Source organism: Luteimonas sp. gir, from assembly GCF_037198055.1.
Classification (GTDB): domain Bacteria; phylum Pseudomonadota; class Gammaproteobacteria; order Xanthomonadales; family Xanthomonadaceae; genus Luteimonas; species Luteimonas citri_A.
In genome coordinates this window covers 260446-272610 of sequence record NZ_JBBAXQ010000003.1, presented here as the reverse complement: position 1 = coordinate 272610, position 12165 = coordinate 260446, and the positions used below count along the sequence as shown (strand labels likewise).

Genomic DNA, 12165 nt, shown 5'->3' with positions numbered 1-12165 from the left:
GTCAGTGTGCATTTTTCCTCGGGCCTCGATCAGCCCAGGCCCAAACCGGGGTTGGAGCGCGTTTCTTCAAAAAAATGCACGCTGACCCCGGTTCTTGAGGTCAGCGGCGCATGGCCTCGACGGCCAGGGCGAAGCTGTGGCGACGGGCGTCGTGGTCGAAGATGTTGGCGGTGAGCATCAGTTCGTCGGGCCGGTGCCGGGCGACGAAGTCGGCGATGCCTTCGCGCACGTCGGCCGGATCGCCGACCACCGAGCTGGCCAGAACCTGGGCCACCATGGCTTTTTCCGCCGGGTTCCAGAACGCCTCGATGTCGTCGATCGGCGGCGGGATCAGGCCCGGCATGCCACGGCGCAGGCGCACGAAGCTCTGCTGCTGGGTGGTGAACAGCCGCTGGGCCTCGGCGCGCGTATCGGCGGCAACGACGTTGAGCGCGAGCATCGCATGCGGCTGCTGCAGCCGCTTGGACGGGCGGAAGTCCCGGTGATAGAGCGCGAGCGCCTCGGTCATCGCGGCCGGTGCGAAGTGCGAGGCGAACGCATACGGCAGGCCGAGCGAGGCGGCCAACTGCGCGCCGAACAGGCTTGAGCCGAGGATCCAGACCGGTACGTCCAGCCCGGCACCAGGCACGGCCTGCACCGGTTGACCCGGCTTGGCGGGCTCGAAGTAGCGCAGCAGCTCCATGACGTCGGACGGGAACGCGTCGGCGCCCGCGTAATAGCGCCGCAGCGCCTGGGTGGTCGCCTGATCGGTGCCCGGTGCGCGCCCCAGCCCCAGGTCGATACGCCCTGGATACAGCGAGGCGAGCGTGCCGAACTGCTCGGCGACCTGCAGCGGCGCGTGGTTGGGCAGCATCACGCCGCCAGCGCCGACCCGGATCGTCGAAGTCCCCCCGGCAATATGGCCGATCAGCACGGCGGTCGCGGCGCTGGCGATGCCGGGCATGTTGTGATGCTCGGCCAGCCAGTAGCGTCGGTAGCCCAGCGCCTCGGCGTGACGGGCGAGATCGAGCGAGCGGGCGAACGAGTCGGCGGGCGTCGAGCCCTCGGTGACAGGCGCGAGGTCGAGAACGGAATACGGAATCATCGGTGGGCCTGGAGGGGGCATGCCCAGAGACATGGGGCCAGGGTCGGCGAACTCCATGGAAGGCAGGTGGAACGCTGCCGTGCGGTTGCCGTAACGGCTGTCGGCTGGGTACCGCGTGCTGCATCCGGCCGCATCGCGGGCCCTTTTCTCAGGCCCGACGCAGGACGAAGTGCGCGAACCGCGCCGCGAGCGCATCGGCGGCATGGAGCTGCCATTCCTCGGCCGGGTAGCCCGGACCACGGCATTGCTGCAGCGACCAGTGGCGCACGCCGCGCGCAGCGAGCGCATCTGCCAGCCGCAGCAGTTCGTCTTCCGGATACAGCCGCGGGTGCCAGGTCGTGCGGCACTCGTAGGCGATGCCGCTGTCGAGGACATGATCCAGCGACCGCCAGACGCGCTCGCCGCTGCCGGCAGCCGTTGTGACCTCGGCATTGCGCGCTGGCAGGGCCTTGATGTCCAGACCGATCCAGTCCAGCGCCGGCAGCAACGCAGCCAACCGCGCCGGATACATGCCACCGGTATGCAACGCGGTCTGGAACCCCAGACCGCGGACCGCGGCGACCGCGTCCCCGAGTGCCGGCTGCAGCGTCGGTTCACCGCCGGAGAAGACCACGCCGTCGAGCAACCCCCGGCGGCGATGGAGGAAGGCCTCGACCGTCGACCAGGGGATCTCGACATCGCCACGCGCCGGCAGCAGATCCGGGTTGTGGCAGTACCCGCAGCGCCACGGGCAGCCCTGCAGGAACAGCACAGCCGCCAGCCGACCGGGAAAGTCGATCCCGGTCATGGCGGTCATGCCGCCGATGCGGATCACGCGGCGCGCGCCGGGCGTCCAGGCTCGGCGAAGAAGCGGCGCTCGGCGTGCTCGCCGCGCTTGCCGATGTTGAAGCTGGACACGGGCCGGTGATAGCCCATCACGCGGGTCCAGACCTCGCAGCGCTGGCGCTCGTCGTCGCGCAGGGAGGTGGTGGCAGCAGGGGCGACATGGGACATACAAAACACTCCTTGGAGGTCATGGGTAGGCAGTGGTGCAACGAGGTTAGGAAGCGGGGTCAGAGTCGATTTTTCGATGCCCGGACATCCCGCTGACCCGGTTCTGGTATTTGAAATTCGACTCTGACCCGGTTTTGGGGTCAGGCGGTGGCGCGGCCCCTCTCGGCCAGGCGTTCGTCGTCGCAGCGCGGGCAGAACGGATGCTCGCCGGCGAGGTAGCCGTGGGTCGGGCAGATCGAGAAGGTCGGGGTCACGGTGACGTAGGGCAGCCGGAAGCGGCTCAGCGCGCGCCGCACCAGGTCCCGGCAGGCATCGCCGCTCGACAGTCGCTCGCCCATGTACAGGTGCAGCACGGTGCCGCCGGTGTAGCGCGACTGCAACGCCTCCTGGCGCTCCAGCGCCTCGAACGGGTCGTCGGTGAAGCCGACCGGCAACTGCGAGGAATTGGTGTAGTACGGCTGGGCATCGGTGCCGGCCTGCAGGATGTCCGGCCAGCGGCGGCGGTCTTCCTTGGCGAAGCGGTAGGTCGTGCCCTCGGCCGGCGTGGCCTCGAGGTTATACAGGTGACCCGTCTGTTCCTGGAACTCCACCATCCGTGCACGCACGTGATCGAGCAGGCGCACGGCGAATGCATGACCCCAGTCGCTGGTCAGGTCGTGTGCATCGCCGGTGAAGTTGCGGATCATCTCGTTGATGCCGTTCACGCCCAACGTCGAAAAGTGGTTGCGCAGCGTGCCCAGATAGCGCTTGGTGTACGGGAACAGACCGTCGTCGATCAGCCGCTGGATCACCTCGCGCTTGATCTCCAGGCTGCGCCGGCCCAGCTCGAGCAGGGCGTCGAGCCGCTCAAGCAGCGCTGTCTCGTCGCCGCGATGCAGGTAGCCCAGTCGCGCACAGTTGACCGTGACCACGCCCAGACTGCCGGTCTGCTCGGCGCTGCCGAACAGGCCGTTGCCGCGCTTGAGCAGTTCGCGCAGGTCGAGCTGCAAGCGGCAGCACATCGAGCGGATCATTCCCGGATCGAGCTCGGAGTTGATGAAGTTCTGGAAGTACGGCAGGCCGTACTTGGCGGTCATGTCGAACAGCCGCTGCGCGTTCTCCGACTCCCACGGGAAATCGGCCGTGATGTTGTAGGTCGGGATCGGGAAGGTGAACACCCGGCCCTTGGCATCGCCCGCGCTCATGACCTCGATGTAGGCGCGGTTGATCATGTCCATCTCGACCTGCAGCTCGCCGTAGGCGAACGGCATCGGCTCGCCGGCGATCACCGGCACCTGCGTGCGCAGATCCTCGGGGCACACCCAGTCGAAGGTGAGGTTGGTGAAGGGCGTCTGCGTGCCCCAGCGCGAGGGCACGTTGAGGTTGTAGATCAGTTCCTGGATGCACTGGCGCACGTCGTCGTAGGACAGCGCGTCCTTGCGCACGAACGGGGCCATGTAGGTGTCGAACGATGAGAACGCCTGCGCGCCGGCCCATTCGTTCTGCAACGTGCCCAGGAAATTGACGATCTGCCCGACCGCCGAGGACAGGTGCCGGGGCGGGCCGGCTTCGACCCGATTGGGCACGCCGTTGAGGCCTTCATGCAACAGCGTGCGCAGCGACCAGCCGGCGCAATAGCCCGACAGCATGTCGAGGTCATGGATGTGCAGGTCGCCCTCGCGATGGGCGCGGCCGACCTCGGGCGGGTAGACCTGCTCGAGCCAGTAGTTCGCGGTGACCTTGCCGGCCACATTGAGGATCAGTCCGCCCAGGGAGTAGCCCTGGTTGGCATTGGCATTGACCCGCCAATCGGCCCGGCTCAGGTACTCGTCGATCGAAGCGACCGGATCGATCAGGGCGGGCGCCCGGGTGCGTGCCATCGGCATTGCTTTCTTCCTCAACCACAAGATGTGGTGCGTATTTTGATTTTGATCACCACATATTGGATTGACCTGGATCAAGCACCGCACAGATCGCCTGTTCCCGCATGACTGGGTTCGGATCGGACACGTACCTGACGCGGATCAAGGCGGCGACCGCGTGGCGGTGGCACCGTGGCTCGCCTGGCGGCCCCTGACCGCCCCGTCGGATCGAGGAGCCTTGCGATGTCCGTGTCGTTGCAGCGGGTTGCGCCGCCACCGGTGCCGGGCGCATGAGTGGCGACATCGCCATGCCCAACAGCCATGGCCGCCCTGCTCCGCCACTGGCCGCGATCGCATTGGAGGCGGCGCGCCACGGCATCGACCGCATCGATGCAGCCCTGATCGCATTGCTGGCCGCGCGCCGCGGCGCTGCGGCACTGGCCGGTGGCATGAAGCGCGCGCTGGACCGCCCATTGCGCGATGCCGGCCGCGAGGCCCAGGTCCGGGCGCACGCACATCGGATCGCCGCGCGCCTGCACGTGCCCGGCGACACGGTGGACCGGCTGGCCACGCTGCTGATCGCCGACGCCTGCGACCGGCAGTCCCGCTCCACCTTTCCTCCTTCCCCACCGGCCCCCGCCATGACCGCGACCGCTTCTGCCTTCGATCCAACCAATCCCTCCCCGGCCGCCGCGCTGCTGCGCCTGCTCCCCCCGCCCGCGCGCTGGAAGCCGGTGCTGCGGCGCCTGCCACAACCGGTTGTCGAGGCCCCGCTCGAACGCGCGTTATCTCAGGTGTTGCAGACCGCGCAGATCGGGCCTGCGCTCGACCTGGTCGCCGGTCGGCGGCTGGGCATCGAGGTCGAGGATCTCGGCATCGCCGTGGTTCTGAGCTGGACGCAAGGCCGACTGCGGGCCGTACCTGGTCCGGCCGAGGCCAGCGTCCGCGGCCGCGCAACCGACCTGATGTTGCTCGCCAGTCGCCTGGAGGATGCCGACACGCTGTTCTTCCAGCGCCGACTAGTGCTCATCGGCGATGTCGAGCTCGGGCTGACCGTGCGCAATCTGCTCGACCGCATGCCCTGGGACACGCTGCCACTGGGCCTGCGCATCGCGCTGCAACGCAGCGCCCGAATCGCACGCGCCGCCCGCAAGGCGCATCGCTCGGCCTGAGGCGACAGCGCGCTGCCACGCAAACACAAGCCGGGTGAGCGATCCGCCCCGCGCGACGGGCCGAACGGCTGTCCTGCGGCACGTTGCAGGCGCTGCGCGCATGCGCACCCCGCAACGAGATGCGCCGCACGGCAGCGGCGCGATCGCGCGTTGACAAGAATCGGCATCAGGCCGGCTGTGCGGGCAGCGTCCCCAGGCCCGGCATGCCGTGCCAGTAGCCGTTACGGGCGCCCATGGGCGCGGGTGGCTCTGGTGCGTCGAGCATCGTGCGGAAACGCTCGACGATGGCTGCCATATCGCCGACCTGCGGTGACAGGCGCAGTACATCGACACCACAGGCGTGCAGCGCGTCACGCTCGGGCGCCATGTCGATCACATCGGTGCCCTGGATCTGCACGCCGTTGATCGTCAGGAACGGGTCACCCTCGCGCGTGTGCAACGGCAGCCCGTCGGGATGCTCGATGCAACGCAGGCCGCAGCGGTCCTTGGGCAGGTCGAGCGCGCGGGCGGTGAAGCAGCGCGCCGAGTACGACAGCGGCAGCCGGCCCCAGGCCAGCACCTCGAGTTCCGGCATTGTGCCGCCGTCGGCCTGGAGCGCGGCACGCAATTCGGTCAGCAGCGTGCGCCCCTGCTCGACACCCGGTACCCAGCGCTGCAGACCGTCCTCGACCAGCATCGCCAGCGCACGATGGTTGTAGACGTTGAGCGTCGGGCCACCGACGAACGGCAGTCCACGCTCGCGGCACAGTTGCACGGCTGACAGATCGTTGGCCTCGATCATGAAACGGCCGTTCTCGACCAGGCGCTGCATTGCACCGAGCTCGGACTCGGCCTCCAGCAACGCCAGCGTCGACAGCACGACCGCCTTGCCCGCCTCGGCCAGCGTGCCGGCCAGCGCCAGCCAGTCGGCGCCGCGCAACTCGCGGCGCTTGCTGCATACAGTTTCGCCCAGGTAGACGATGTCGACCGGCCAGGCAGTAACATCTCGATAGAACGCGAGTGTGGTCGCGCGCGGCCAGTAGTACTGCAACGGTCCAAGGCTGAGCTTCATCGAATCAATGCCAGGCACGGTGATAAGGCCCCAACGTGGTCTGCTGGCCTTCGGCATGCGCTGACAGCGCACGTTGCCAGTCGGGCTCGGTACGCCAGCGCTGCGGATCGTCGCGGTGACGGTCCAACGCCCGACGCCAGGTCTGCGCCACTGCGCGCACATACGCCACACCACGCTGGCGCCCCTCGATCTTCAGCGCCGCGACGCCGGCCTGCGCCAGCCGCGGCAGCAGTTCCAACGTGTTGAGACTGGTCGGCTCCTCGAGCGCGTGGAAGATCTCGCCGCCGACGTCGTAGCGGCCCTTGCACACGGTCGGATAGCCGGCCGGTTCGCCGTCTGCGAAGCGGTCGATCAGCATGCCGTTCACCCGCACGCTGCGGCTGAGGTCCGCGTGTTCGTCCCAGCGCACGAAGGCCGCGGGCGAGCACACACCGTGGCGGTTGGGCGACTGCCCGGTCACATAGCTCGAGAGCTGGCAGCGGCCCTCGACCATGATGCACAGGCTGCCGAACGCGAAAACCTCCAGCGGCACTGGCGACGCCGCGCACAGGCGCTCGACCTGCTGCACCGACAACACGCGCGGCAGCACCGCGCGCGCGATGCCGAAGCGCTCGTGGGCGTAACGCAACGCGGCCGCGGTGGTCGCCGATCCCTGCACCGACAGATGCCGGGCAAGCTGCGGATAGCGGCGCGCGGCGTAGTCGAGCACCGCCATCTCGGCCGCGATGATGGCGTCTGCGCCGAGCGCCGCCGCGCGGTCCACCGCGCGCAGCCACTGCGGCAGCCGAATGCTGTCTGGATAGGTGTTGAGTGCAAGGTAGACCTGACGACCGCGCGCATGCGCATAGGCGATGCCTTGGCCCAGTTCGGCCTCGTCGAAGTTCAGCCCCGGAAACGCGCGCGCGTTGGTCTGGTCGCGCAGGCCGGCGTACACCGCGTCGGCGCCGGCATCGATCGCCGCCTGCAGCGCGGGCAGGTTGCCCGCTGGACACACCAGTTGCATCGCTCGTCCTCGTCATTGCGCAGGGGCTTGCATGCTAGGCGCCGCCCCTGCACGGCTCATTGACCCAGGTCAGGCGCTGCGTGCATCGCGCAATGCCTCCCACAGCCGCCCCACGCGTGCGGCGACCTGCGGGTCGGGCACGATCGGTCGGCCCCAGTCGCGTGCGGTCTCGCCGGGCCACTTATTGGTCGCATCGAGCCCGAGCTTGGAGCCGAGCCCGGCGACCGGGGATGCGAAGTCGAGGTAGTCGATCGGCGTGTTGTCGACCAGCATCGCATCGCGCGCAGGATCGACCCGGGTCGAGATCGCCCACAGCACCTGGCCCCAATCGCGCGCGTCGATGTCGTCGTCGACCACGATCACGAACTTGGTGTAGGTGAACTGGCGCAGGTACGACCAGATGCCCATCATCACCCGCCGCGCATGGCCAGCGTACTGCTTGCGGATCGAGACCACCGCGACCCGGTAAGAGCACGCCTGCGCCGGCAGGTGAAAGTCGACGATCTCCGGAAACACCTTGCGCAGGATCGGCACAAAGACCTCGTTGAGCGCGATCGCCAGCACCGAAGGCTCGTCCTGCGGCGCACGCCCCATGTAGCTGCCGTGATAGATAGCACCGCGACGCAGACGCATGCACTCGATCGTAAACACCGGGAACGCATCGCGCGCGTTGTAGTAGCCGGTGTGGTCACCGAATGGGCCCTCGGGCGCGGTGTCGCCGGGATGGATGAAGCCTTCGAGCACGATTTCCGCACCTGCCGGCGCGTCGAGCCCGGTCAGCGCGCTGCGCCACACCCGCGTACGCGCACCTCGCAGCAGACCGGCGAACTCGTACTCCGACAGCGTGTCGGGCACCGGCGCGACCGCGGCAAGCAGCGTCGCCGGATCGGCTCCGATCGCGACCACGACCGGAAATGGACGGCCGGGGTGCGTGCGCTGCCAGGCTGCATGATCCTGCGCACCGCCGCGATGCGGCAGCCAGCGCATGATCACGCGGTTGCGCCCAATCGGTTGCTGGCGGTAGATCGCCACGTTCTGCCGCGCCTGTTCGGTGCCGCGCGTGACGACCAGGCCGAAGGTGATCAGGCGGTCGACGTCGCCGGGCCAGCAGCGCTGGATCGGCAGCCGTGCCAGATCGATGTCGCCACTGTAGACGACCTCCTCGCAGAACGCCGCCTCCTCCACGCGGCGCGGCGCGACATGCGCCAGTTGCGCCAGCCCCGGCCAGGCCTCGAGCGCGCCCCGCAGCGACGACGGCCAGCGGGGTTCCTTGAGCTCGGCGAGCAGTTCGCCCAGTTCGCGCAGCGAAGCCAGTGGCCGCTCACCGAGCGCCAGTTCGATGCGTCGACGATGCCCGAACAGGTTGCCGAGCATCGGGTGTGCCGATCCGACCGACCGGCGCATCAGCAGCGCCGGCCCCTGTTCGCGAAGCGCATGGAGCGACAACGCCGTGCTCTCGAGCTCAGGATCGACCGGCGCGCCGACCTCCCACAGCTGGTCGTGCCGGGTCAGGCGGTCGAGGAACTGACGCAGATCGTGCAAACGGGGGCTCCGGCGCGGACGCTCCCGGCCGGGAGACGATGCCGGCAAGGCTAGGCAGCGGCCGCAGCGGCTGCGATGACGCAGGTCAAGCGCATCGAATGCAGCATTGGCGCGCCTGCATGGCGCGCCGCGCAATCAGCCGGCCACCACCACTCGGTTGCGGCCGCCGGCCTTGGCCAGATAGAGACGACGGTCGGCCTCGGCCAGCAGCCGGTGCAGGTCGTCGCTGGTGGAGGCCGCGCACACGCCGATGCTGACGGTCATCCGTAGATCGCCGCCGCGCACCGGCACCCGCAGATCCTCGACGCTGGCGCGCAGGCGCTCGAAGTACGCGGCCAGCGCGTCGGCATCGAGCCCGGGCACCAGCAGACAGAACTCCTCGCCACCGAAACGCGCGATCAGGTCCTGTGGGCGCGCGTGCGCCGACAGCGCGGTCGCCAGCGCACGCAGCGCATGGTCGCCGGTCTCGTGCCCCCAACTGTCGTTGATGTGCTTGAAGTGGTCGACATCGAGGATCGCCATCGCCACCGGCGTGCCGCCGTCCTGCAGTGCCGGCAGTTGCTGCTCGGCGCGCTCGAGGAAGCAGCGCCGGTTGGGCAGGCCGGTGAGGAAATCGCGCGTCGCCAGGTCCTGCAGGCTGCCGATGAGCTCGAGCTGGTCGACGTTCTGCGAGACGCGGCAGAAGAACTCCTCGCGCGAATAGGGCTTGCGCAGGAAATCGTTGGCGCCGTTCTTGAGGAAACGCGCGACCAGGTCGGCATCCTCGCAGCCCGACACGCCGATCACCGCGACCCGGTCGCGGGCGCGCAGCGCGCGCAGGCGCCGTGTTACCTCCACGCCCTGCATGCCCGGCATTTCCTCGTCGATCAAGGCCAGGCGGATCGTCGGGTCGGCTTCGAGCGCACGCAGCGCGGCATCGCCTTCGGCAGCCTGCACCACCCGGTAGCCGAACATCTCCAGCAACCAGGCGGTGCGCTCGCGCGCGGAGGCCGAATCGTCGACCACCAGTGCCGAGATCCGCCGGTTGCGCTCCAGACGCTGCACCAGCCAGACGATGTAGTCCAAGCTGCCCGGCGTGCTCTTGAGCACGAAGTCGATCACTTGCCGGCGCAACAGGCGGTCACGCAATTCGCGGTCATAGACGCCGCTGACGACGACCGTTGCCAGGCCCCGCGCCAAGAAGAAATCGACGACCGAGTCGCGATCGCCGTCGGCCAGCACCAGTCCGGTCAACACCAGGAACCAGTCGTCGTGCGCGTCGAGCGCCCGCTTGGCCTCGGCCAGCGATCCGGCGACGGTCACCGGCAGTTCGAGCCGGCTCTCGATGGTGCCGGCCACGGCCTGGGTGTAGGCACGCGAGTTCTCCACCAGCAGCACACGCTGTGGCAGGGGCGAGGTCGGGATCCTGGGCAGGAGCGCGTGCATGCGGTTCGGCGTCCGGCGGTACTCGCCGACGTTATCGACCGCCGGCGGGCCGACTTGACTGCGACGCAGCGTCGCACCCGCCCTGTGGACGCGCTTCCCCAGGCTAGATATGCACCTGCGATCCTAGCTCGACCAGGCGATTGCCGGGGATGCGGAAGAAGCCCGTGGCCGGCGCCGCGTTGCGGTGCATCAGCGCGAACAGCTTGTCGCGCCAGACCGGCATGCCGCGCCGCGGCGTGGCGACCACGGTCTCGCGGCTGGTGAAGTAGGTGGTGTCCATCGGGTCGATCACGATGCCGCCCTCGACATCGCCGCAGCGCATCAGCGCCATCGGCACGTCCGGCGTCTCCATGAAACCGAAGCGCAAGGTGATGCGATGGAAGTCGTCGCCGACGTGTTCGATCCGCATTCGCCGCGATGGCGCCGCATAGGGCACGGTGAGCGTTTCGACCGTCAGGAACACGTTGCGCTCGTGCAGCACCTTGTTGTGCTTGAGGTTGTGCATCAACGCCTGCGGCACCACGCCGCGATCGGCGGTCAGGAACACCGCGGTGCCTGGCACCCGCACCGGCGGAGCGAGCATCAGACCCGGCAGGAAGGTATCCAGGCGAATGCCCTCCTTCTGGATCTCGTCGCGCAGCAACTGGCGGCCGCGCCGCCAGGTCCTGAGCAGCGTGAACAGCGTGATGCCCAGCACCAGCGGGAACCAGGCTCCCTGTAGCACCTTGGCGCCGTTGGCGATCACGAAGGCGATGTCGATCAGGATGAACACCGCGCACGACGGCAACACCCAGCGCCGCCAGCGCGGCCACAGCGCGCGCGCCACCACGATCAGCAGCAGCGTGTCGATGAGCATCGTCAGCGAGACCGAGATGCCGTAAGCGGCCGCGAGCGCCGAAGAGGTTCGGAACGTGAGCACCAGCGCGATCACCACCACCGCCATCGCCCAGTTCACGCCCGGGATGTAGATCTGGCCGATGGTGTCGCTGGAGGTGTGGCGCACGTGCATCCGAGGGATGTAGCCCAGCTGCATCGCCTGCCGCGCAACCGAAAAGCCACCAGTGATCACCGCCTGGGACGCGATCACCGTCGCCGCGGTCGCCATCACGATCATCGGCCAGCGCGCCCATTCGGGCACGCCGACATAGAACGGGTTACGGATCGCCGCCGGGTCCTCAAGCACCAACGCGCCCTGCCCCAGATAGTTGAGCATCAGCGCCGGCAGCACGAAGAAGTACCAGGCGTAGCGGATCGGCCGCGCACCGAAGTGGCCCATGTCGGTGTAGATCGCCTCGCCACCGGTCACCGCCAGCACCACCGCGCCGAGGATGAACACCCCGCCCCAACTGTGCTCGACGAAGAAGCGCCCCGCCCACCACGGATTGAGCGCGTGCAGCACCTCGGGCGCGTGCAGGATGTTGAGCACGCCCAGCATCGCCAGCGAAGCGAACCACAGCATCATGATCGGGCCGAACACCCGCCCCACCTTGGTGGTGCCGAAGCGCTGGGTCGCGAACAGGATGCCGAGCACGAGCACGGTGATCGGAATGATCCACGCGTGCAGGCCCGGCGCCACCACTTCCAGGCCCTCGACTGCCGACAGCACCGAGATCGCCGGGGTGATGACGCCGTCGCTGAAGAACAGCGAGGCGCCGAAGACGCCGAGGATGCCGATCAGATACGCAGACTTCCCGCCCTTGGCGAGACAGCGCTGGGCAAGCGCCATCAACGCCATGATGCCGCCCTCGCCATCGTTGTCGGCACGCAGGATGATGGTGACGTACTTGTAGGTCACCACGATCGTCAGCGACCAGAAGATCATCGACAGCACGCCGAGCACGGTGTCGTGATCGGCCACCAAGCCGTAATGCGACGAGAACGCCTCGCGCAGGGTGTACAGCGGACTGGTGCCGATGTCGCCGAAGACGACGCCGATCGCGCCGGCGACCAGCCCCGCCAGGCCGATCTGGCCATGGGTCTGGCCGTGCCCGGGCGGACTGCGCGGATCGGGCGCCGCCTGGCGCGTGGACTGGGTCATGACGTGGGGCCCCTGA

At 68.5% G+C, this 12165-nt stretch carries 10 protein-coding genes; 1 reads left to right on the top strand and 9 read right to left on the bottom strand.

Going from position 1 to position 12165, the window contains the following annotated elements; genetic code table 11:
• Nucleotides 1-100 precede the first annotated feature (100 nt).
• The 4 genes from WAF18_RS07660 to WAF18_RS07645 all read right to left on the bottom strand — a co-directional run bounded on the left by WAF18_RS07660 (nucleotide 101) and on the right by WAF18_RS07645 (nucleotide 4026).
• Nucleotides 101-1084 (bottom strand): LLM class flavin-dependent oxidoreductase, encoded by a 984-nt coding sequence (locus tag WAF18_RS07660; protein ID WP_337244585.1) that lies wholly within the window; start codon nucleotides 1082-1084, stop codon nucleotides 101-103.
• A gap of 148 nt (nucleotides 1085-1232) precedes the next feature.
• Nucleotides 1233-1880 carry an anaerobic ribonucleoside-triphosphate reductase activating protein gene (locus WAF18_RS07655; protein WP_337244565.1) on the bottom strand — a complete coding sequence of 216 codons (648 nt, stop codon included), beginning with the start codon at nucleotides 1878-1880 and terminating at the stop codon, nucleotides 1233-1235.
• 14 nt (nucleotides 1881-1894) lie between these two features.
• A complete protein-coding gene (nrdD, locus tag WAF18_RS07650; protein ID WP_183426638.1) occupies nucleotides 1895-2077 on the bottom strand; it encodes an anaerobic ribonucleoside-triphosphate reductase in 183 nt (60 codons plus the stop codon).
• 140 nt (nucleotides 2078-2217) lie between these two features.
• Nucleotides 2218-4026, bottom strand: coding sequence for a ribonucleoside triphosphate reductase (locus tag WAF18_RS07645; protein ID WP_337244564.1), 1809 nt, complete (start codon nucleotides 4024-4026; stop codon nucleotides 2218-2220).
• Nucleotides 4027-4208: 182 nt separating this feature from the next.
• Between WAF18_RS07645 and WAF18_RS07640 the strand changes: the two genes are divergently transcribed.
• Nucleotides 4209-5090 carry a chorismate mutase gene (locus tag WAF18_RS07640; protein ID WP_337244563.1) on the top strand — a complete coding sequence of 294 codons (882 nt, stop codon included), beginning with the start codon at nucleotides 4209-4211 and terminating at the stop codon, nucleotides 5088-5090.
• Between the two features lie 166 nt (nucleotides 5091-5256).
• Here the strand turns inward: WAF18_RS07640 and WAF18_RS07635 are convergent, their stop codons facing one another.
• The 5 genes from WAF18_RS07635 to WAF18_RS07615 form a co-directional block, all read right to left on the bottom strand.
• Nucleotides 5257-6141, bottom strand: a complete 885-nt coding sequence (locus WAF18_RS07635) for a U32 family peptidase (protein ID WP_337244562.1) — start codon at nucleotides 6139-6141, stop codon at nucleotides 5257-5259.
• Between the two features lie 4 nt (nucleotides 6142-6145).
• A complete protein-coding gene (locus WAF18_RS07630; protein ID WP_337244561.1) occupies nucleotides 6146-7144 on the bottom strand; it encodes a peptidase U32 family protein in 999 nt (332 codons plus the stop codon).
• A 69-nt stretch (nucleotides 7145-7213) separates the two neighbouring features.
• Complete coding sequence (locus tag WAF18_RS07625) at nucleotides 7214-8686, bottom strand: UbiD family decarboxylase (protein ID WP_337244560.1); 1473 nt, start codon at nucleotides 8684-8686, stop codon at nucleotides 7214-7216.
• A 135-nt stretch (nucleotides 8687-8821) separates the two neighbouring features.
• On the bottom strand, nucleotides 8822-10111 hold the full coding sequence (locus WAF18_RS07620) for a diguanylate cyclase (RefSeq protein WP_183426633.1): 1290 nt from the start codon (nucleotides 10109-10111) through the stop codon (nucleotides 8822-8824).
• A 103-nt stretch (nucleotides 10112-10214) separates the two neighbouring features.
• On the bottom strand, nucleotides 10215-12077 hold the full coding sequence (locus WAF18_RS07615; protein WP_337244584.1) for a potassium transporter Kup: 1863 nt from the start codon (nucleotides 12075-12077) through the stop codon (nucleotides 10215-10217).
• Nucleotides 12078-12165: the final 88 nt, after the last annotated feature.

Bases quoted from the DNA above. Each gene is read 5' to 3' on its own strand.
- WAF18_RS07620 (WP_183426633.1), bottom strand. From the start codon at position 10,111: ATGCACGCGCTCCTGCCCAGGATCCCGACCTCGCCCCTGCCACAGCGT.
- WAF18_RS07630 (WP_337244561.1), bottom strand. From the start codon at position 7,144: ATGCAACTGGTGTGTCCAGCGGGCAACCTGCCCGCGCTGCAGGCGGCG.
- WAF18_RS07635 (WP_337244562.1), bottom strand. From the start codon at position 6,141: ATGAAGCTCAGCCTTGGACCGTTGCAGTACTACTGGCCGCGCGCGACC.
- WAF18_RS07655 (WP_337244565.1), bottom strand. From the start codon at position 1,880: ATGACCGCCATGACCGGGATCGACTTTCCCGGTCGGCTGGCGGCTGTG.
- WAF18_RS07640 (WP_337244563.1), top strand. From the start codon at position 4,209: ATGAGTGGCGACATCGCCATGCCCAACAGCCATGGCCGCCCTGCTCCG.
- nrdD (WP_183426638.1), bottom strand. From the start codon at position 2,077: ATGTCCCATGTCGCCCCTGCTGCCACCACCTCCCTGCGCGACGACGAG.
- WAF18_RS07660 (WP_337244585.1), bottom strand. From the start codon at position 1,084: ATGATTCCGTATTCCGTTCTCGACCTCGCGCCTGTCACCGAGGGCTCG.